The organism is Rhodoferax sp. (assembly GCF_023700745.1).
Taxonomy (GTDB): Bacteria; Pseudomonadota; Gammaproteobacteria; order Burkholderiales; family Burkholderiaceae_C; genus Rhodoferax.
On record NZ_JAMPYG010000002.1, the window covers coordinates 40,584 to 61,328 of the forward strand.

Genomic DNA, 20,745 nt, shown 5'->3' on the forward strand with positions numbered 1-20,745 from the left:
TGTGTCGCCATGGAGCGCGATGAACTCAAGGCCTGGTTACGGCTGAGCTTGAGCCCGGGCATCGGCAACGTCACAGCGCGCAAGTTGCTGGGATGCTTTGGTATGCCCCAGGCCATTTTTGAACAAACCGCCCCGGCCTTGCGCCAAGTCGCAACGCCCGTCCAGACCCAGTCCCTGCGCACCGAACCTGCGGCATTGCCCGAGCTGTTGGAAACGACCTGGGCCTGGCTGAACCAGACCGAAGTCAACGGCTGCCGGCGCCAGGTGCTTACCTTGGGCGACACTGGTTACCCGCAAGCGCTGCTCGACCTCGATGATCCACCCTTGATGCTGTATCTGCTGGGCGTCGCCAGCTTTGATGAAAAAAGGGCAACATCTGCACCTTGGTCGGTCACCTCGCAGCGCTGTCTGGCCATCGTCGGCAGTCGCAACCCGACACCACAAGGTGCAGCCAATGCCAGGCAGTTTGCCAAAACCATGGTGCAAGCCGGATTGACAGTGGTGAGCGGCCTGGCTCTCGGGGTTGATGGTGCTGCCCATGCGGGCGCATTGGAAGGTTTGACCGAGGATGCCACCGATCTGCCAGCAACGATCGCAGTGATCGGCACCGGCCTGGACCGGGTATACCCAAAGGCACATCATGGCCTGGCACACCGGATTGCACAACATGGTTTGCTGCTGAGCGAATACCCGCTGGGCACACCGCCCTTGAATGCCAACTTTCCCAAGCGCAACCGGCTCATTGCCGGACTGGCGCGGGGCACGCTGGTGGTGGAAGCTGCCCTGCAATCAGGCTCACTCATTACCGCCCGACTCACGGCCGAACAGGGCAAAGATGTATTTGCCATTCCTGGCTCAATTCATGCTGCGCAATCGCGTGGCTGCCACGCACTGATCAAGCAAGGCGCCAAACTGGTCGAAACAGCACAAGATGTGTTGGAAGAGCTGCAGGGCTTCAGTGCCCTGTCTGTGACGGCAGAGGCTGCCCTGATGTCTGCAGACACCCCGGACGACAAGCGTACGACAGACGTTGATGCCCTGTTGCTGCAAGCCCTCGGTTTTGATCCCGTCGGGCTTGATGCGCTGCAAGGACGAACCCAACTGGTAACGGCTGACCTGCAGGCCCAATTGATGACACTGGAGATCAAGGGTCTGGTGGCACGCTTGCCAGGCGGTTTGTTTCAGCGCTTGTCTGCCGCCTGAAAAAATTTAGCCCAACAAGAGCTCGGGATGGGCTTCCAGTTTGGCCATCGCTGAACGGGTGGCGCGCACCGTCAGGGAAACCTCCTCCTGCGGTGCCAGCAAACCCGCTTCGAGGTAAGCCGCCAACCGCACCGACTGAATCAGGTAGCTGCGCCCGACCACCGACGCAAACAGATGCAAATGCCCGATCGGACTGCGCCACATGTATTGCACCTGAACCGACTGCTCAAGATAGTCGAGGGTGAACCAGGCACCCAGACTCAGGTTTTGTGCCCAGACCATCATGACCGGACTGGGCTCGACGCCGCCACTGGTGACCACGTCCAGCTCTGAGGCATCAATGCCCAGCAAGTCTTCGATGCTCTGGGTGTCGAGCGGCAGTTCTTCAGCACCATCATCGGTGAAATAGTCCTCCAGGTTGACCAGCCTTTCGGCCAGTGCCTGAATTTGATCCATCTCGATGGCTTGCGTCTTGGACATGAACGCATCGGCCAGGATGTCGCTGATCACCTTCAAATGTCCATCCTGAACCTCGGGACTCAGACCAAGCACACCCATACCCGTGCGCAAGGACTTCAACAACTCGGGGAGCGTTGCAATCACCTGGGCACGATCTGCCCGATTGGGCTTCGCACTCGCGGCCCAGATCAAATCAACAGCAGCTTTTTTAAACAGCAGCGTTTGCGCATGTTGCCCCCCCTGGCGCATGCTGGCCACGGCAATGACCTCGGCCCAGACCTTGTATAAAAAGTCCCTTATTTCGTCGCGCACAGGCATGTTCTTGATCTGATTGCGCAGTTCAATGGTGCACTGGATCGCGAGAGTTTCCTTTTGCTCCACCTGTTGCGCCACGCCCACAACCTTCTGGGTTGAACCTTTTTGCGTCAGGTAACGCTTGAGGAATTCCTTGAACTCTTCGTAAACGCGCTGGTAAACACGCCCGCCGGTCTCCGGATACTGCTCGATCACCTGGACCACCCGCTTGATTTCGGTCTCCAGCGCTTCACTGCTGATATCGCTGGCATCAAAACCCAGCGCGCAAGACCCCATGTGATCAATCAACTGGCGGGCTGGATGATCCAGCCGGTTGAAAAAATCCGGTTCTGCCAAAGCCACGCCCAGCACCGGCATTTGCAGTCGGGCAAACCAGACCCGAATCCCGGGCGGAATCCGGTCTTCCTGCAAAATCGACTGGAACATAAGGGCAATCAGTTCAATGATGGCCTTTTCGTTGTCGTTTTGCGCAACATTTTTGAGTTCTGCCGATTGCTGTTGCAGCTCACCAGCCAGTCGCTCCACCAACACCGCACCAAATACCGCAGAACCAGCCCCGGCCAGAGTGCCACCCAGCACGGGGCGTTGTGCCAGTGCGGTCATCAGACTTTGCGAAGGAACTTGTCGAAAAGCTGCTGCGAAATTGTGGACAGGAGCCACGCCGGTCATCATGCGGCCTACCCGGTCCAGCACCCCCACTTCACGCGCATCGGACCAGGGCGGCACGACACCAGTTCCCGCCTGCACAGGCCAGCCTGCATCGTCTTGTGTGGCCGCGCCACCAGTGACACCCTGGGCAGGCCAACCAGGAGCCACACCCGGGGCCTCATGACCTGGGATGTAGTTTTGCTGTGGATAGCCGGCTGAAGGGACCGGTGCCGGCCTGGGCTTGGCACGTGGCTCGAACTCGATCACCGGCAACACACCTTGCGCCACCAGCTCGGCATTGCAGTTGGCATAAATCTGTCGCCATTGCGTGTTGATATGGTGCTGCACCACCTCGTTAATCAAGGTCCACGACTCCAGCGACAGGCCACAAGCCCCCCATTGCTCCACCAGTGCTTGCAGCAAGACCTCAGGGTGAACAATGTCCTGGGAAGACAATTCCTGCACCTGTTCCAAGTGCTTGAGCCGCTTGCGCAAATCGTTGACTTCACTGGCGGCCACTTCCATCAGGGACAAGGCCATGCGTGAGGCCAGCATCCGATTTTCAACTGTTTCGGTACTGACCAACTCCAGATGGTTGCTCTGCGATGATGTGACTGGACGCTGTACAGCCGGTTTCAGGGCAGCTTGCCAGGACGTGAGTGCCCCCTCCAGCCAACGCTCTTTTTGCTGCTCGAACAGAGTCCAGGTGTCGCGTCGCAGCTGCTGCTCGCGCATCGGCGTGACTTCGTCCAGCAAAGTGATCAAATGTTCCCGGATCGACGCCTGCAAAGCAGGCTGGACCTGAACTGCCTCATCAACCAGACGCTGACGGATGTGCGCCGCCAGGAATGCGTTTTGAGGGACCGACAACGCAGGGGCCATGGCGGAAAACTCTAAACTGTGGCGCCCGCATTGGGGTCGTTCGGATCGAGGTCTTTCTTCGCCACCCCCCCCTTGACAAGATCTTCACGCTGGATACCCAGCCACATGGCAATGGCCGCGGCGACAAACACGGAGGAGTAGATACCAAACAAAATACCAATGGTCAGCGCCAACGCAAAATAATGCAGTGTGGCCCCACCAAACAACAGCATCGCCAACACCATCATCTGCGTCGAACCATGGGTGATGATGGTGCGGCTGATGGTGGAGGTGATGGCGTTGTTGATGATTTCCACCGTGTTCATCTTGCGGTAGCGGCGGAAGTTCTCACGAATCCGGTCAAAAATCACCACCGACTCATTCACCGAGTAGCCCAGTACGGCCAGCACGGCGGCCAGCACCGGCAACGAAAACTCCCACTGAAAGTACGCGAAGAAGCCCAGAATAATGATGACGTCGTGCATATTGGCGATGATGGCCGCCACGGCAAACTTCCACTCAAAACGCACCGCCAGGTAAATCATGATGCCGACCACCACAAAAGCCAGTGCCTTGAGGCCATCGGCAGCCAACTCATCGCCCACTTGGGGCCCCACAAATTCGGTACGCCGCATGGTGGCTGTTGCATCCAGCTCTTTCAAGGCCGCCATCACCTGAGAGCTTTGCTGGGCCGAGCTCACGCCTTTTTGGGCAGGCAGCCGAATCAGCACGTCACGCGCGGTCCCAAAATTTTGCACCTGGACATCATTGAAACCAAGCTTGGCCACACCGGCACGCACCACGCCCAAATCAGCTGGCTGGGAATAGGTCACTTCCAGCAAGGTGCCGCCGGTGAATTCCACCGACAGGTGCAAGCCACGCGAAAACAGGAAAAAAACCGCCGCCAAAAACGTCAGGCCGGAGATCAGGTTGAACACCAGCGCATGCCGCATGAAGGGGATATCACGCTTGATCCGAAAAAATTCCATGGTTTTCTTTCTATTCGCCAGTCTTGAGGGTGGTACCAGAGTCGGGGCGCCAGATGGTGCCAATCGACACGGTCTTCAACCGGTTCTTGCGCCCGTACCAGAAGTTGACCAGGCCACGCGAGAAAAATACGCCGGAGAACATGCTGGTCATGATGCCCAGGCAATGCACCACGGCAAAGCCGCGTACCGGACCAGAGCCAAAAGCCAGCAAAGCCAGGCCGGCGATCAGGGTGGTGATGTTGGAGTCGAAAATGGTCGCCCAGGCACGGTCGTAACCCGTGTGGATGGCCGCTTGTGCAGAAGCACCTGCGCGCAATTCTTCGCGAATACGCTCGTTGATCAGCACATTGGCATCAATCGCCATACCCAGTACCAGCGCCATGGCGGCCATACCCGGCAGCGTCAGGGTGGCCTGCAACATGGACAGGACCGCTACCAGCAGCAGCAGATTGAAGGCCAGTGCGATACTGGAAAAAACCCCGAACAGCATGTAGTAAACGCACATGAAAAGGGACACCGCCACAAAACCCCAGGCCACACTGTAAAACCCTTTGGCGATATTCTCTGCCCCCAGGCTTGGCCCAATGGTGGTTTCTTCGATGATTTCCATCGGTGCCGCCAACGAACCGGCGCGCAACAACAAGGCGGTGTCATGGGCTTCCATGGTCGTCATGCGACCTGAAATTTGCACCCGGCCGCCGCCAATTTCAGTGCGAATCACCGGCGCCGTAACCACTTCGCCCTTGCCTTTTTCAAACAGCAAAATGGCCATGCGCTTGCCCACGTTTTCACGCGTCACATCGCGAAAGATACGCGTGCCTTTGGCATCCAGGTTCAGATTGACGGTGGGCTCCTGCGTCTGGCTGTCAAAGCCGGGTTGCGCATCGGTCAGGTTCTCGCCGGTCAGGATCACCTGCTTCTTGACAATGACCGCCTGGCCATTGCGCTCCAGATAGCGCTCGGAACCGAACGGCACCATCGCATTGCCCAATTCGGCAGCGCGGGCCTCGGTACTTTCATCGACCATGCGCACTTCCAGCGTCGCCGTGCGGCCCAGGATGTCCTTGGCCTTGGCGGTGTCCTGCACACCTGGCAACTGCACCACGATGCGGTCCAGCCCCTGCTGCTGGATCACCGGTTCGGCCACGCCAAGCTCGTTGATCCGGTTATGCAAGGTGGTGATGTTTTGCTTGAGCGCCTGGTCCTGGATGCGCCGTGCCGCCTCCGGCTTGATGGCAGCCGTCAGCTTGAACTCGGCGCCCTCGGCCGCATCGACGGTTTGCAAGTCGGCAAACTGGTCCTGAAAAACAGCCTTGGCGGCCTCGAGCGTGGCGGCATCACGAAAGCGCACCTCGATGGTTTCCCCATTGCGGCTGATGCCACTGTGGCGAATATTTTTTTCACGCAGACTGGTGCGCACATCGCCCGAGAGTGATTCAGCGCGCTTGGTCAACGCTGCCGCCATGTCCACCTGCAGCATGAAATGCACGCCACCGCGCAGGTCCAGACCCAGATACATGGGAGACGCATGCAGGCTGGTCAACCAGGCCGGCGAGCTGGACAACAGGTTCAAGGCCACCACGTAGCCAGGATTGGTTGCATCGGGTACCAGGGCTTTCTGGATGGCGTCCTTGGCTTTGAGCTGGGTATCGGTATCAACCAGCCTGACCTTGACGGAAGCACCTTCGAGCGTCACGATATCGGGCGAAATACCCGCCACCTTGAGCGCCGCTTCCACCTGCGACAAGGTGCCCATGTCGACCTTGACCAGCGGCTTGGCAGAAGACACCTGCACCGCGGGCGACTCACCAAAAAAGTTGGGCAAGGCATACAAGCCTCCCACCACCAGCGCAATCACAATGATCACGTACTTCCAGACCGGATAACGATTCATGATCGCCTTTATGACATCAAACTGCAAAATGCCGGCACAGGCCAGCGCGCAAGGAGAGTGGGCTTACTTGATGCTGCCCTTGGGCAAGACCTGCACCACGGCGCTGCGTTGCAAATGGACTTCAACGCCCGCAGCGACTTCTATATCAATGAAGCTGTCACCAAGCTTGGTCACCTTGCCCAGGATGCCGCCTGCCGTGGCGACTTCATCGCCTTTGGCCAGGGCTTCAATCATCGCCTTGTGCTCCTTGGCCTTTTTCATTTGTGGGCGAATCATCACGAAATACAAGACCACAAACATCAGCACCAAAGGCAACATGCCCATGAGCGAAGACTGCATATCACCACCAGCGGCAGCAGCGGGAGCGGTTTGGGCAATGGCAGAGGAAATAAACACAGCAAACTCCAAATAAATAAACCAACAACAAAAAAATACATGCCAAATGGCGAGCGCAAACGCGCTTTTCAGGCAGCCAGACATTGTATGCGGGCGCTCACCGGGTGCATCCAAGTCATTCATGGGTCTGCAAGACACCCAGAGGAGCAGTCAATTTTCCATGGCCAGCTCCGAGTGCCGTGCGTTGGCATGGCGAAAGCCCCGAATAGCCTGCGGAATTTGCACCACCACCGAGCCGTTTCAGCGGGCGGCCTTGGGCCACAGCACCCACAAGTTCAGCGGCTGCTTGAGCCGACCGGCCAGTTCACCGGCAGACTCTCCCCAGCCGGCAAAATAGTCGGCCCGCACCGCGCCGCGAATGGCACTCCCCGTGTCCTGCGCCAGCACCAGCCGCTGCAAGGCAATTTGCGGCCCCTGCGAGGCCAGCCAGACCGGCGTGCCATAGGGAATGCTCTGCGGATCGACAGCAATCGAACGCCCCGGCGTCAGTGGCACGCCTTGCGCACCCCTGGGGCCAAAGGCGGCATCCAGCTCTCCCAGTGCCTCTTCCTTGAAAAACACCACGCGCGGGTTGCGCCATAGCAGCTCATTGACACGCTGCGGGTTGCGCAGCAGCCAGGCCTGAATGCCGGGCCAGGAGGCATCGCGCAGCTCGCCCTGGTCGAGCAGCCAGCGACCAATGCTCTGATAAGGATGACCGTTGTGGCCTGCATAGGCCAGGCGAATGAGGCGGGTGCTGCCGTCAGGCTCGGTCACACGGATGCGTCCCGAGCCCTGGATTTGCAGCACCATGGCCTGCACCGGGTCGTTCAGGTAAACGATTTCACGGCCGCGCAAAGCCTCTTGCGCCATGCCAACGCTGTCCATTTCCTGTCGCGAAAACCAGGGCTGACGCGCCTTCAGGTTGGCCGGCAATTGGTACAGGGGAACCTCAAACCCGGCTCCTGGCAAGCGCCGGGCCTGCAGTTCCGGCTCAAAATAGGCGGTCAGCAAGCCTGCCACCGGCCCCCCCTGCAAAGGCTCGACACGGTAAGGCTGAAGTCGCTCCAGCAGCCACTGGCGCTGCTCGGCCTCGGAGCCAATGCTCAGACGGCGCACCTCCGGGCACAACGGTGCAAACACAGGCCCCGGGCGTTCGCAGCTTTTGAGCCAGGCATTCCAGGCTTCAAAAAGCTTATCGCGCTCAAAGCCCGGCAGCTCAGTCCAGGCGACCGGCTGCCAGCGGCTGTTGCCACGCACCAGGGCTGGCACAGACGCTGCGGTATCAGGCAGGATCAAGGGAACGCCAGGTGCTTGCAGAACGCCAGGTGCTGTCGTGCTGCTGTCCGGCGCTGGCTGGGGTGGCGTACCACACGCAAGCAACACGCCAGCCAGCAGGCCCGTCAGCGTCCGCCGCAAAAATAAAGGCAGCGTCATCACAGCAAGCGGTGTTCAAGTGCTGGCAAACGGCTGCGGCATTGCTGCATCAGATCCCAGGACAAGTCGGCCAGCACCACACCCGGCCCTTGCGCGCGCTCGTCCAGCACCTTGCCCCATGGATCCACCAGCATGACGTGGCCCCAGGTGCGGCGCTGGTTGTCATGCAGGCCCCCTTGGGCCGCTGCCACCACAAAAGACAGGTTTTCAATGGCGCGGGCGCGCAACAGCAATTCCCAATGGTCGTGTCCGGTGGTGTAGGTGAAGGCGCTTGGCACCAGCATCAGGTGCGCTCCAAGCAGGGCGTAATGCCGGTACAACTCGGCAAAGCGCAGGTCGTAACACACACTCATGCCGATGCGCCAGGTATGGCCATCGCAGGAGGCCAGGTCGAAGCTGACGGGTTGCCGGCCAGCGGCCAGCACCAGTGATTCGTCATAGCGCTCCACGCCGTTGTCAAAGCGAAACAAATGCATTTTGTCGTAACGCGTCACGCATTGCCCGGTGGGCGCATGGACCAGCGAACTGTTGAACACCCGTGCCTCAGGCGCCGCCGGGTCTGACAGGCCGGGCAACGCACTGATGGGCATGGTTCCTCCCACCAGCCACAAGCCCAGTTCATGCGCCGTGTCACTCAAAAACTGCTGTATCGGACCTTGCCCAAAAGGCTCCTGAATCGCCAATTTATCGGCATCACGGCAGCCCATCAGGCAGAAATACTCGGGCAGGACGGCCAGTTCGGCCCCCGCCAGCGCGGCCGCTTGCAGCAGCCCTTTCGCTTCGTTCAGATTGGCCGAAACATCGGACCCCGAGACCATTTGAATGGCGGCAACTTTCATGGTTTTATCTCCTGAATCGGCGCAGCAGAACGCGACACCTTGGTAATTTGAGGGTTGGCCCAGGGGCCGTCGATGTGAAACTCCTGGGTGGCGGATTCGATCAGCGGGCGGCGCAAAAACATCTGGGCCAGAAAAGTGCCCAGTCCAACCGCCGGATTGATCGCCGTGGCCAGCAGGGACGCGGTCCCCGTATTGATCTCGGGGATCACCACCACCTTGATGTCCTGCGTCTCCCGGGCTATGTCGGCGCTGCCCTCCATCAAGACCGCCGCATTGACACCTTTCATTTGCAGGTTGTTGGTGAACGCCATGCCCTGGTCGATCTTCACATCACCGCGCAAAAAATCAAACGCAAACCCCTCGCTGAAAACATCCCTGAAATCCAGCGTCAAACGACGCGGCAAGGCCTGCAGGCTCAGCACCCCGAGCAGCTTGGCAATACCCGGGTCGGCTTTGAGAAACTGGCCGGACGCCACATTGACCGTGACGGCACCACTCAGGGTCGGGTAATCGAGACTCAGGGGTGACCCCATCCAGGCCACTTGGCCTTCGAGCTTGCCACGTCCCCCCCGCACCACGTCTTTCATGCCCAGGCGACTCAGCAAAGCGCCACTGTCGCCGACATCCAGCTTGAAATTCATCACGGTGCGCCGAGTCCCGGTCGATCTGCCTGCCAACGCCCTGGCTGCACCGGATGCCTGGGCATTGAGCGCAGACCAATTGCCACTGGCGACGAAGCTGGCCTCTGGCGTCGACAAATTGAATTGATTCAACCGCCATTCACGCACATCAGTCTGGGCACTGCGGTTCACCGCCTGCACCTCCAGACGGCCCAAATGCTTGCCGCGCAACTCAAAATCATCCACCACAATGTCAAGAGCCGGAATGCTGGCCGGTTGCGCCTCCAGCAAAGCCTCCACATCGCTCGCCACACTGGGGGCAATGGTCAAACGCGCCAAACGGGCATAGACACGCCCCTCGTTACCACCACTGGCCTGCGCATTGGGCAGCCGGTATTCCAGGTAACCATTGAGCTCAGTGGCCTGCAGGTTGGCTTGCCAGACGGCACCTTCACGGCCACCGCCAACCACCACCTGATTGAACTGCCGGCCGCCAAATGTCAAGCGTTCCGAACGCACCGCCAACTGATCGGGCAAATACGAGGTGGCCGTGGTGCTGCCAGCCGCCAGCGCAGCACCCGTCACCGGGGCCCCGGTGGCCTGCGTCAAAACCTCATGCCAGGCATCGACATTGAAATGGTTCAGCCTGATGTTGGCGCGTACCCCGGTTATTGGCAGCGGCGCAGATTCCTGCGCATCAAGCCCTATCTCGATGGCACCGCGCAACACCCGCGGTGCGTCCTGCGACACATCACGCTCATAGATGACATGCAGCTGGTTAGCCAAAGAAAACGTCAACCGGTCTTGCAACGGCGCTGGCGCAGCCACCAGCAAAGCGGTCTCCAGACGCAATGGCAGCAACGCGTCGGCGCTTTTGACCAGCGGCGCAGGCAAACTCAAAGCCAATCCCTGCAAATTGCTGTTGACCACCAACTCGGACACCCCGCTGCGCAAGCCGAGCGTGGCGGTGTAGGCGGCACTGCCGCTGGCCTGCTGTGCCAGGCGCGCCACAAAGCCGAGTTCAGTCGCCTGACGCAAGCCCTCGGCCGAGGCAGTGCCATTGGCGCGTATCAGGGTCGGGGGTCGCCGGGTACCGGGTAATTCTGGTGCCAGCAGCCAGCCACCCTCCAGGCGCACGTCACCCCCCAGCATGCGCGCCTGGACACCGCTTAAAGCGAATCCGGTTTCGGAAAAGTTGACACTGCCACGGGTCCGGGTGAGCTTGGGGCTATCTGGCGTGATCTGGACATCGTTAGCCGCCAGCAAGATGCTGCCGCGCACGCTGGACTGGTTGATATTGGCAACCGGCAACTCCAGCCTGAGCTTGTAATCGGCATTGCCGGTGACCACGCTGCGGGCCAGCGCTGCGCCGGTCATGGCGCGCAAGGGTGAGGTATTGACCAGCCGCATCAGTTCGGGCAACGGTCCCTTGAAGTCGGCATCGACCAACACCCGGGAATGGTTCAAATCATCAATCCGGGCCGCTACCTTGGTCACCTGCAGCGCCGTGCCTTCCCCCAGTCGGGCACGCGCGTTGTTGACCAGCAATTGCATGCGGTCGATCACCAGCTCGCCACTCAGGTCTGTCAACACCGGCCAGGGCAAATCAGTCGCATCCTGCAGGCTGGGCGGTACATACGCCAGCTTGGCATCCGTCACCTGCGCGGTGATTTTGAATGCGCCTTTTTTGGGATCAACCAAAGGCAGCTGGTCAATTTCGCCCTTGACCTGAAACCGCACCGAAGAGGCCTGACCGTCCAGCACCGCATCGCGCACGTAATCGCGCGCTGCCTGGTCTATCACCAGCGGCAGGTAACGGTGTACCTGCTTGCCCTCAGCCCGGCTCAGGTTGGCCTGCAAGTCCAGCACACCCGGGTAAAGCGCGCGCGACACCGACTTGGCCGGGTCAGCAGTTTCCCATTTGATCTGGGCCTCTCCTTCGGCGTCGGCATTGGCAAACTTGACCTTGTCCAGCTGCACCGCGATGCGATCGCCCTGCCGTTGCCAGCGGGCATCGGCTGCCAGCGTCTCAATGGGAATGCGCGGTTCCTGAAAAATTCCCGGCAAATCGACACTACCGGCCGTCAAGGCAAGGCGTGCTTGGCCGCCTTGCTGGTCAAAATCAAAGTCCATATCAAGCCCTTTGATGCCCGGCGCTGGCGCCACGGCAGCCAATTCCAGCCGGCTGACCCTGCCGCTGGCCGCATAGCTCTGCGGCGCGCTCAATTCTCCCTGCCAGCTGGCCTGCACGGTGTCCACCTGCCCTTTGGGCGCATAGATCTGCAGCCGCTCACGAACCGTGGCAGCCAGCGGCAGACGGCTGGTAATTTGAGCCAGCGCTGCCAGGTCAAGCCGGTCGGCCTTGAACTCGCCACGCCCGGGCTGTCCGGCTTGCGCCTGCTCCAGCCTCAGGTAAACGTTGCCACCCGGCCAGTGCAGACCATCCGGGGTGTCAAACCGCAAGGACTCGGTGAAAAACTCAAAACCGGATGGCAACCGCTGTCCGCCCAAGCGCCCCAGCACGCGCTGTACGGCCAGCGCCTGCAGCTCTTTCCCCAAAGCGACCTGTACTTCTGTCAGGGCCACATCGGCTGCGACCTGGGTGATGCGGCCCTGGGCTACGTCCATCCAGGCGCGCAGCGCACCCCGGCCCTTGGTCAGGTCCACCCCCAGAGGCATGTATTGGCGCAACGCAGACAGGTCGGCGCGTTCAAATGCCGCATGCAGTTGCCCCTCCCAGTCCTGCCAGCGACCGTTCCGGCTTGCCAACAAGGGCTGCAAAAACTTGCCTCGCAAAGTAAAACGGCTACCAAGAGACTCGGGCGGGGTGGCGTCCAGCCGCATGTCGTGGTGACGGCCACGGTTGCGCACCACCACCGACACTTGTTGCAGCAACAGCGGCTCGCCCGCCAGTTGCTCGTCGGTCCAGCGCAGCGTGCCGTCGTGAATGGCAAACTCCAGCTGCGAAAAAAACCAGTCCAGCGCCGCACTGTCGGCTTGCCGGGTATTCGAAAAATCCAGTCCGCCAATGGTGATTTTTCCGTCGGCGGCGCGCCGGATGTCAAGCTCGGGCCGATCAATGTAAATTTGTTCAAAACCCAAACGCCACAATGAACGCGGCGATACGGCAATCAGGATCCGCGGCAAACGCAGGGCCACCCGGTCTTTCGCATCGAGCAGGGTGACGTCGGTCAACTCAAATGACGGCACCATGCCCTTGGACTGGGCTTGCACCGCCCCCACCCGCACCCTTACCCCCAGGGCCTGCGAAACCCGCGACTCCAGCTGCGGGCGAAATTCGCCGATTCGCGGCACAATCACCCAGTGCAGCGCCCCCCAGGCCAGACCGAGCAGCAGCCACGCCAATACCACCGCAGCCAGCAGCCATCGCGTCAGACTCGACCAGGTTTTCAGCAGTTTGGAGGGAAGGGGCGACACATTGATTCGATTAAAGTTGCTCAAGCAGAATTATGACCCGACCCTTCCTGGCCACCCACTCCCGTTTTGCCCAACGTGTACGCCGCCGATATGAAGCCGAATTAGCCCTGCTGGCCCCCGGCGTGCCCGATCCGGGACACATGCAAAACACCTTTGAGGCGCTCCAGGCACAGGGGCACAACATGGCCAACGCGCTGCGCATCACACGCCAGCTGGTGCTTGAGCGGCTGCTGTGTCTGGACTGCGAACAGCAACTGCCACTGGCCCGCGTCACCCAGGCCATGACCGAGCTGGCCGAATTCGCGCTCAACCACGCCCAGGCACAAGCCCAGTCAGCCCTCGATCAGACCCATGGCGCCCCACGCACACCGACAGGCCAGCGCGCCCAGGTCTGGATTGTGGGCATGGGCAAACTCGGCGCGCGCGAGCTCAATGTGTCCAGCGACATTGACCTGATTTACGTCTATGACGAAGACGGCGAAACGGCAGGGGATCTCCAGGGACGCGGGCGCATCACCAACCACGAATACTTTGGCAAGGTGGTGCGCGCGGTGTACGCGCTGGTGGGCGACACCACCGAGCATGGTTTTGTGTTCCGCGTCGATCTGGCCCTACGCCCTAATGGCAACTCCGGCCCGGCTGCGGTCTCGCTCGACGCGCTGGAGGAATACCTGCATGTGCAAGGGCGCGAATGGGAGCGCTTTGCCTGGCTCAAAAGCCGCGTCGTGGCACCGTTCGAGAGCGTCACCAGCGGTGCCACCCAGGCATTGAGAAAAATCGTGATGCCATTTGTCTTCCGACGCTACCTCGACTACAGCGTTTTCAATGCCTTGCGTGTGCTGCACCGGCAAATTCGCGAGCATGCCGCCAAACGCAGTACCGGCCACCCCGAGCGCGCCAATGATGTCAAGCTCTCTCGCGGCGGCATCCGCGAGATTGAGTTCACGGTGCAGCTGCTGCAAGTCGTGCGGGCAGGCCACTTCCCCGAATTGCGCACCCGCCCGACCCTGAGTGCGCTGCCGCGGCTGGTGCGCGCCAACCTGATGTCGGAGCAGACCGCCCAGGCGCTGGCCCAGGCCTACGTCTTTTTGCGCCGGATTGAACACCGCATCCAGTACCTGGACGACCAGCAAACCCATGTGCTGCCGACGCAGGACCACGACCTGGGCTGGATTGCCGAAACCATGGGTTTTGCCTCCTCGCAGGCGCTGCTGAGCCAGCTCGATGCCCATCGCGAGCTGGTGGCCCAGGAATTTGACAAACTGCTGGGCGGCCCCGAACCTGAATGCAAAGGCTGCAACAACGGCAAGTCCAACCATCGCAACCAGACCATTGACGACCTGCTGCCACAGCTGGGCGACACCTTTCGCCAACGGCTTGAATCCTGGTGCCAGCACCCGCGCGTGCTGGCACTGCGCGACGAGGCCCGCGAGCGCCTGCAACGCCTGCTCGGGCGCACCGCGCAATGGGTGCGCGAAGACCGCGTGACGGAAGAAGCGGCCGTGCGTCTGGTGGACTGGATGGAACCCTTGCTGCGCCGCGAAAGCTACCTCGCCTTGCTGCTGGAGCGCCCGCAAGTGCACGAACGGCTGTTGCGCCTGCTCGGTGCCGCGCGCTGGCCGGCGCGCTATTTGCTGCTGCACCCTGGCGTGATCGACGAACTGGCCAGTCCGGCCATGATGGAGGAGCGCTTCAACGCCCAGGAGTTCGAGGCCGAACTAGACCACCGCCGGAAATCCCTGAGCGGCACCGGCGAGGACGACGAAGAAACCCTGCTCAACTTGCTGCGCCGCGGCCACCACGCCGAGGTGTTTCGCACCCTGGCACGGGATGTGGAGGGCAAGCTCACGGTAGAGCAGGTGGCCGACGACCTGAGTGCGCTGGCCGATGCAGTGCTGCGCATCACCACCCGCTGGTGCTGGGCCCACCTCAAAAAGGCGCACCGCGCGCAGCCCCAGTTCGGCATCATTGCCTACGGCAAGCTGGGTGGCAAGGAACTGGGCTACGGCAGCGATCTTGACATTGTGTTTGTTTTTGACGACGACGATGAAGGCGCGCCGGAAGCCTATGCCGCGCTGGTGCGCAAGCTCATCAACTGGCTAACCGTCAAAACCGGCGAAGGCGACCTCTACGAAATTGACACCGCGCTGCGCCCCAATGGCAACGCCGGGCTGCTGATCACCAGCTTCGCCGCTTATGCCAATTACCAGCAACAACGCGGCTCCAACACCGCCTGGACCTGGGAACACCAGGCCATGACGCGCGCCCGCTGCGTGCTCGGTGATGCGTCCCTGCACGAACGTTTTGAGGCCGTGCGCAAAGCGGTGATCACCGCACCCCGTGATCCGATCAGCCTGCGCGCCGAGATTGTTGCCATGCGTGAGCGCATGGCCAGCGCAAATCCGGTCAAAAACGGAAAATTCGACATCAAACACAGCCCTGGTGGCATGATCGACGCCGAATTTGTCATGCAGTTCCTGGTGCTGTCGCAGTCTGCAGCCCACCCTGAATTGATCGCCAACGCGGGCAACATCGCGCTGCTGGAACGTGCTGAAAGCCTGGGCCTGCTGCCCGCAGGCGTAGGGCACGGCGCCGCCAGTGCCTACCGCGCCATGCGTCAGGTACAGCACAAGGCGCGCCTCAACGAAGAATCGATCCAACTCACGTCTGATGCCATGCCTGTCCAGCGCGATGCCATTCTGACCCTGTGGCGCCAGGTCTTTGCACCCTCTCACCCCTAGCCTCAGCCTGACGACATGCCAAAAACTGCCCTGATCACGCTCGTCGTTGTCACTGCCCTGCTGGGGGCCTGCAGCGATCGCATCAAAGACACCCACCCGCAACAACTGGTCAGCAAGCGCCAGACCATTTTCAAGAAATTCACCAAAACACTCGAACCCATGGGTCTGGTGGCACGGGATCGGCAAGATTACGTCAAGCCCGACTTCATGGCCAGCGCCCTGGCACTGCAAGAGCTCTCAAGCCAACCCTGGGCTTATTTCACCGCCGACGGCAATTACCCGCCGACCCGCGCCAAGCCCGAAGTCTGGAGCCAGCCCGGTGAATTCAAAAAAGCGCAGGATAACTACCTGGCGGCCATCGACACCCTGGTGCAGGTGGCAGGCAGCGCTGACCTGCCCAGCATCCGCGCCAGTGTGGAAACCGTGCAAAAAAGCTGCAAAAACTGCCACGACCAGTTCCGCAGCGACCGTCAATAGGCTTGCCGCAACACCAACGGTGCGGCGAATTTTTTCAGGTATTCCGGATCTTCTTCACCAGCGCGGTGGTGGAGTACCCCGCCACAAACGGCAACGCCAGGGCCCGGCCACCCCAGGACTGCACCAGCGCCGTCTCCGGCAATTTGGCCATGTCGTAGTCACCGCCCTTGACCAGAATGTCGGGACGCACCTGGGCGATCAATTCAAACGGCGTGTCTTCATCAAACCAGGCCACCAGACTGCTGCTGGCCAATGCGGCGATGACACAGGCGCGGTCCATTTCATTGTTCAACGGCCGGTCCGGTCCTTTGCCCAGACGTCGCGCCGATTCATCGGTATTAAGCGCCACCAGCAAGCTCGCACCCAGTGCGCGGGCTTGTGCCAGGTACATCACATGGCCCCGGTGCAACACGTCGAACACGCCGTTGGTAAAAACCAGCGGCCGCGGCAAAGCGGCAACGCGCGCCGCCAGATCGCCTGGATGACACAGCTTGGCCGTCAAATCAGAAAAAACAGGGATTTCAGACATGGGCCGAATGCTAGCAGGCATCCACGCCCCGGGCAGCTCAGGCCGATGGCCTTGTCATGAAGGCATGGACTGGGGCTTGCCTGAGTGAGCCTGGCGCGGGGCCAACCACGACTGCAGATTGGTAAAAACGGTCCGGCATCCGGCACAGCGGTATTGCCCGTTGGGCAGCAGTGCACCGCATGAAGCGCGGTCAATCACAGGCTGATAACAGGTGGAGCCGCACTCCCGGCACTGGTAGGCGGTCTTGAAATTGGTTTTGAAGCGTGTTGCCATGGCGGCAAACTTTAACGCCAGTCAGCACATCACAGAACAGAAAAAATGTAAGTCAATGTAAAACCCGCAACCAAACCAGCAAGCTCCCCGTCACGCCAGCCCCGACGCCTGCGATTCAGCCCGGCTGGGTATCGATGAAGCTGGCACGCAGCATCAGCTTGTCCTGCAGCTTGACCAGGTTGGGGTACTGTTCGCGCCACGCCAATTGAGGGAAACGAAAATCCAGATAACCCAGCGACACACCGACCGCCACATCGGCCAGACTTAAATGAACGCCTGTGCAATAGGGTTTGTCGTCCAGATCCTTGCTGATGGCCAGCAAAGCAGCCGTCACCTTGCCAAGCTGCCGATCGATCCAGGCCTGACAGCGCTGGGCCTCCGTGCGACCACCCCAGGTGGCCTCCAGTCGCGCCAAAATGGCTGCATCCAGGATGCCATCGGCCAGGGCTTCCCAGGTTTTCACCTCGGCTCGCTCGCGCCCCACCGCAGGAATGAGTTTGCCCACCGGTGACAGGGTGTCCAGGTATTCCACAATGACCCGCGAGTCATAAATCACATCACCCGCTTCCATCACCAGACAAGGCACCTTGCCCAACGGGCTCGAAGCGGCGATGTTGGTATTGGCGGACCACACGTCTTCCAGCACATAGTCGTAGTCAAGTTTTTTCTCGGCCATGACGATGCGTACTTTGCGCACATAAGGGCTGGTGTTGGATCCGATCAGTTTCATGGTCATGTGACAGAGGTGCAATAAAAATTATGTTGCTTGCATTTTATACAGCGTTTCCCGCCTGAGCCCGGCCATCCGCACTGATGCGCTTTTGATCATCCTACAATCCCGGCCATGACTACTTCTGCCATTTCTGCGCTTTCACCACTGGACGGCCGCTATGCGGCCAAACTCGCAAAACTACGCCCCGCCATGAGCGAACAAGGCTACATGCACCGAAGGGTGCAGGTTGAAGTGGCCTGGTTCATTGCCCTGAGCGACAGCGGCTTCAAGGAATTCAAACCGCTGTCGCCAGGTGCGCGCACCTACCTGCTGGGTTTGGTCAAAAATTTCTCTGAAATCGATGGGCAAGCCATCAAGACCATCGAAAAAACCACCAACCACGATGTCAAGGCGGTCGAATACTGGATCAAGTCCAAATTCGAAGGCCGGCCGGAACTGGTGGCCGCACAGGAATTTGTGCATTTTGGCTGCACCAGTGAAGACATTAACAATACCAGCCATGCACTGCAACTCAAAAGTGGCCGTGACCTGGTGCTGCTGCCCAAGCTCGATGACATCATTGAGAAACTGCGCGAGATGGCACATGCTTTCGCCGAAGTTTCGATGCTCAGCCGCACCCACGGCCAAACCGCCAGCCCGACCACGGTGGGCAAGGAAATCGCCAACGTGGTGGTGCGTCTGGTGGCCGCACGCGACAAAATTGCCAGTGTCAAACTGATGGGCAAAATGAACGGCGCGGTTGGCAACTTCAATGCCCACCTGTCGGCCTGGCCGGAATTTGACTGGGAAGCCTTCAGCCGCCAGGTGATTGAAAGTCCCGAGCCGCTCGGTCTGGGCCTGACATTCCAGCCCTACAGCATCCAGATTGAGCCGCACGACTACATGGCCGAGCTGTTTGACGCGGTGGCACGCGCCAACACCATCCTGATCGACTGGTCGCGTGATGTCTGGGGCTATGTCTCTTTAGGCTACTTCAAGCAAAAACTGCGTGATGGCGAGGTGGGGTCGAGCACCATGCCGCACAAGGTCAACCCGATTGATTTTGAAAACGCCGAGGGCAATCTGGGCCTGGCCAATGCGCTGTTGCGCCACATGAGCGACAAGCTGCCGATTTCCCGCTGGCAACGCGACCTGACCGACAGCACGGTGCTGCGCAACATGGGCGTGGCGCTCGGTTACGCCGTGCTGGCCTACCAGTCGCTCGCCACGGGCCTGGGCAAACTGGAGATCAACGAGGAGGCGATTGCCGCCGACCTCGACAGCTCCTGGGAAGTGCTGGCCGAACCGATCCAAACCGTGATGCGCCGCTTTGGCCTGCCGCAGCCCTACGAGCAGCTCAAGAAATTCACCCGGGGCGAGGCCATGACGCGCGAGCTGATGCAGGGCTTCATTGCCGGTCTTGAGCTGCCGGAAACCGAAAAAAATCGCCTGCTGGCCATGACCCCGGCCAGCTACATCGGCAAAGCCGCAGAGCTGGCAAAACGCGTATGACCGCCACGATCTGATGGCCATCAAATCCACCATTTTCAAAGCCAGCCTGCAAATTGCCGACATCGACCACAGTTACTACGCCGACCATGCACTGACCCTGGCGCGCCACCCCAGCGAAACCGACGAACGCATGATGGTCCGGCTGTGCGCACTGGCCTTGCAGGCCCACCAATTGCAGGACATGTGCGCTGGCGATGGCACGCTGGCTTTTGGTGCCGGTTTATCAGACCCCGACGAACCCGACGTGTTGCTGCGCGATTTCACCGGACAAACGCGTCTGTGGATCGAAGTGGGGCAGCCCGAGGACAAGCCGCTGCTCAAGGCCTGCGGCAAGGCCGATGCGGTGGTGCTGTACTGTTTTGGCCAGGCTGCCGAGGTTTGGTGGCGTGGCATGGAGAACAAGCTGGCTCGCCCCAAAAACCTGCGCGTCTGGCGCATTCCCACGGCTGCTGCACAGGCCCTGATCCCCATGGCGCAACGCAGCATGACGCTGCAAGCCACGGTGCAGGAAGGCGTGCTGATGCTGGGTGACGGTACCCTTAACGTCGATATTGAACCGCTAAGCTGGAAGTAATTGACTGGCGTCAATTTCATGCAATGCCACAGGGATAACATGTTCCTGTTTCTTCCACTACGCACCTAACACATCATGTCTGCACGTCTGCCCAACAAAGTTTCCATCATCACCGGCGCCGCTCAAGGCATCGGTCTGGCCACCGCGCTCAAGTTCGCCAAAGAAGGCGCCATTGTCATCATTTGCGACGTCAAGCAGGCCGGTGTCGACGAGGCCGTAGCGCAGTGCCGGGCACTGGGTGCCACGGCAGAAGGGTTTGTCATGGACGTGACCCAGCGCGCTATGGTCGATGCTGTGGTGGCGCAGGTCAAAGCCAAATTTGGCCGCATTGACGTGCTGGTCAACAACGCCGGCATCACCCAGGATGCGCGCCTGCAAAAAATGACTTTGGAGCAATTTGACAAGGTCATCGACGTGAACCTGCGCGGCGTGTTCCACTGCTCGCAAGCCGTTGCCGACGGCATGGTGGCCCAGGGCAGCGGCGTGATCCTGAACGCCAGCTCGGTGGTTGGCCTGTATGGCAACTTTGGCCAAACCAACTACGCTGCCACCAAGTTTGGCGTGATCGGTTTCACCAAGACCTGGAGCCGCGAACTCGGCCCCAAGGGCGTGCGCACCAACGCGGTCGCACCCGGCTTCATCACCACGCCGATGGTGGCGGCCATGCCTGAAAAAGTGTTGCAGGACCTGGGTGCCAAGGTCGCCTTGCGCCGCCTCGGCAAGCCCGAGGAAATTGCCAACGTCTACGCCTTTTTGGCCAGCGACGAAGCCAGCTACATCAACGGCGAAGTGATCGAAGTTTCCGGCGGAATTTCCCTCTGACACCTTGCGGGTCAGACCACTCGCAAA

General features: G+C 60.4%; 15 protein-coding genes. 6 read left to right on the forward strand and 9 right to left on the reverse strand.

Going from position 1 to position 20,745, the window contains the following annotated elements; all coding sequences use genetic code 11:
- The first annotated feature begins 9 nt into the window (after window positions 1–9).
- Complete coding sequence (gene dprA, locus NDJ10_RS02305; RefSeq protein WP_296159477.1) at window positions 10–1,203, forward strand: DNA-processing protein DprA; 1,194 nt, start codon at window positions 10–12, stop codon at window positions 1,201–1,203.
- Window positions 1,204–1,209: 6 nt separating this feature from the next.
- Here dprA and NDJ10_RS02310 read toward each other — a convergent pair whose 3' ends face one another.
- From NDJ10_RS02310 to NDJ10_RS02340, 7 genes are all read right to left on the reverse strand, one after another.
- A complete protein-coding gene (locus NDJ10_RS02310) occupies window positions 1,210–3,507 on the reverse strand; it encodes a DUF1631 family protein (RefSeq protein WP_296159479.1) in 2,298 nt (765 codons plus the stop codon).
- 11 nt (window positions 3,508–3,518) lie between these two features.
- Window positions 3,519–4,475, reverse strand: coding sequence for a protein translocase subunit SecF (gene secF, locus NDJ10_RS02315; protein WP_296159480.1), 957 nt, complete (start codon window positions 4,473–4,475; stop codon window positions 3,519–3,521).
- 10 nt (window positions 4,476–4,485) lie between these two features.
- Window positions 4,486–6,369 carry a protein translocase subunit SecD gene (gene secD, locus NDJ10_RS02320; protein WP_296159481.1) on the reverse strand — a complete coding sequence of 628 codons (1,884 nt, stop codon included), beginning with the start codon at window positions 6,367–6,369 and terminating at the stop codon, window positions 4,486–4,488.
- 63 nt (window positions 6,370–6,432) lie between these two features.
- Entirely contained in the window at window positions 6,433–6,765 is a 333-nt protein-coding gene (gene yajC, locus NDJ10_RS02325) for a preprotein translocase subunit YajC (RefSeq protein WP_296159482.1), read from the reverse strand.
- Window positions 6,766–7,005: 240 nt separating this feature from the next.
- The gene (locus tag NDJ10_RS02330) at window positions 7,006–8,181 is read right to left on the reverse strand and encodes an MltA domain-containing protein (RefSeq protein WP_296159483.1); all 1,176 of its coding nucleotides are present in this window, start codon (window positions 8,179–8,181) and stop codon (window positions 7,006–7,008) included.
- Complete coding sequence (locus NDJ10_RS02335) at window positions 8,181–9,020, reverse strand: carbon-nitrogen hydrolase family protein (protein WP_296159484.1); 840 nt, start codon at window positions 9,018–9,020, stop codon at window positions 8,181–8,183. Before NDJ10_RS02335 ends, NDJ10_RS02330 begins: the two co-directional genes overlap by 1 nt.
- The gene (locus tag NDJ10_RS02340) at window positions 9,017–13,078 is read right to left on the reverse strand and encodes a YhdP family protein (RefSeq protein WP_296159485.1); all 4,062 of its coding nucleotides are present in this window, start codon (window positions 13,076–13,078) and stop codon (window positions 9,017–9,019) included. Before NDJ10_RS02340 ends, NDJ10_RS02335 begins: the two co-directional genes overlap by 4 nt.
- Window positions 13,079–13,110: 32 nt before the next feature.
- On the opposite strand from NDJ10_RS02340, the gene glnE reads away from it, so the two are divergent.
- Entirely contained in the window at window positions 13,111–15,819 is a 2,709-nt protein-coding gene (glnE, locus tag NDJ10_RS02345; RefSeq protein WP_296159487.1) for a bifunctional [glutamate--ammonia ligase]-adenylyl-L-tyrosine phosphorylase/[glutamate--ammonia-ligase] adenylyltransferase, read from the forward strand.
- Between the two features lie 15 nt (window positions 15,820–15,834).
- Window positions 15,835–16,296, forward strand: a complete 462-nt coding sequence (locus NDJ10_RS02350; protein WP_296159488.1) for a cytochrome c — start codon at window positions 15,835–15,837, stop codon at window positions 16,294–16,296.
- A gap of 34 nt (window positions 16,297–16,330) precedes the next feature.
- On the opposite strand, the gene NDJ10_RS02355 is transcribed toward NDJ10_RS02350, so the two are convergent.
- Both NDJ10_RS02355 and NDJ10_RS02360 read right to left on the reverse strand, forming a co-directional pair.
- On the reverse strand, window positions 16,331–16,825 hold the full coding sequence (locus NDJ10_RS02355) for an adenylyltransferase/cytidyltransferase family protein (RefSeq protein WP_296159489.1): 495 nt from the start codon (window positions 16,823–16,825) through the stop codon (window positions 16,331–16,333).
- A gap of 388 nt (window positions 16,826–17,213) precedes the next feature.
- Entirely contained in the window at window positions 17,214–17,828 is a 615-nt protein-coding gene (locus NDJ10_RS02360; protein ID WP_296159805.1) for a glutathione S-transferase N-terminal domain-containing protein, read from the reverse strand.
- A 114-nt stretch (window positions 17,829–17,942) separates the two neighbouring features.
- Here NDJ10_RS02360 and purB point away from each other — a divergent pair, with 114 nt between their 5' ends.
- From purB to fabG, 3 genes are all read left to right on the forward strand, one after another.
- Complete coding sequence (gene purB / locus NDJ10_RS02365) at window positions 17,943–19,322, forward strand: adenylosuccinate lyase (RefSeq protein WP_296159490.1); 1,380 nt, start codon at window positions 17,943–17,945, stop codon at window positions 19,320–19,322.
- A 13-nt stretch (window positions 19,323–19,335) separates the two neighbouring features.
- Complete coding sequence (locus NDJ10_RS02370) at window positions 19,336–19,896, forward strand: YaeQ family protein (protein WP_296159491.1); 561 nt, start codon at window positions 19,336–19,338, stop codon at window positions 19,894–19,896.
- 75 nt (window positions 19,897–19,971) lie between these two features.
- Complete coding sequence (fabG, locus tag NDJ10_RS02375; protein ID WP_296159492.1) at window positions 19,972–20,718, forward strand: 3-oxoacyl-ACP reductase FabG; 747 nt, start codon at window positions 19,972–19,974, stop codon at window positions 20,716–20,718.
- The last annotated feature ends 27 nt before the right edge of the window (window positions 20,719–20,745 follow it).

What these genes read in the sequence shown, in the direction of transcription:
- NDJ10_RS02310 (WP_296159479.1), bottom strand. Translation starts at nt 3,507, where the DNA reads ATGGCCCCTGCGTTGTCGGTCCCTCAAAACGCATTCCTGGCGGCGCAC.
- NDJ10_RS02335 (WP_296159484.1), bottom strand. Translation starts at nt 9,020, where the DNA reads ATGAAAGTTGCCGCCATTCAAATGGTCTCGGGGTCCGATGTTTCGGCC.
- secF (WP_296159480.1), bottom strand. Translation starts at nt 4,475, where the DNA reads ATGGAATTTTTTCGGATCAAGCGTGATATCCCCTTCATGCGGCATGCG.
- NDJ10_RS02330 (WP_296159483.1), bottom strand. Translation starts at nt 8,181, where the DNA reads ATGACGCTGCCTTTATTTTTGCGGCGGACGCTGACGGGCCTGCTGGCT.
- NDJ10_RS02370 (WP_296159491.1), top strand. Translation starts at nt 19,336, where the DNA reads ATGGCCATCAAATCCACCATTTTCAAAGCCAGCCTGCAAATTGCCGAC.
- purB (WP_296159490.1), top strand. Translation starts at nt 17,943, where the DNA reads ATGACTACTTCTGCCATTTCTGCGCTTTCACCACTGGACGGCCGCTAT.
- glnE (WP_296159487.1), top strand. Translation starts at nt 13,111, where the DNA reads ATGACCCGACCCTTCCTGGCCACCCACTCCCGTTTTGCCCAACGTGTA.
- dprA (WP_296159477.1), top strand. Translation starts at nt 10, where the DNA reads ATGGAGCGCGATGAACTCAAGGCCTGGTTACGGCTGAGCTTGAGCCCG.
- NDJ10_RS02360 (WP_296159805.1), bottom strand. Translation starts at nt 17,828, where the DNA reads ATGAAACTGATCGGATCCAACACCAGCCCTTATGTGCGCAAAGTACGC.
- NDJ10_RS02350 (WP_296159488.1), top strand. Translation starts at nt 15,835, where the DNA reads ATGCCAAAAACTGCCCTGATCACGCTCGTCGTTGTCACTGCCCTGCTG.
- secD (WP_296159481.1), bottom strand. Translation starts at nt 6,369, where the DNA reads ATGAATCGTTATCCGGTCTGGAAGTACGTGATCATTGTGATTGCGCTG.
- NDJ10_RS02355 (WP_296159489.1), bottom strand. Translation starts at nt 16,825, where the DNA reads ATGTCTGAAATCCCTGTTTTTTCTGATTTGACGGCCAAGCTGTGTCAT.
- fabG (WP_296159492.1), top strand. Translation starts at nt 19,972, where the DNA reads ATGTCTGCACGTCTGCCCAACAAAGTTTCCATCATCACCGGCGCCGCT.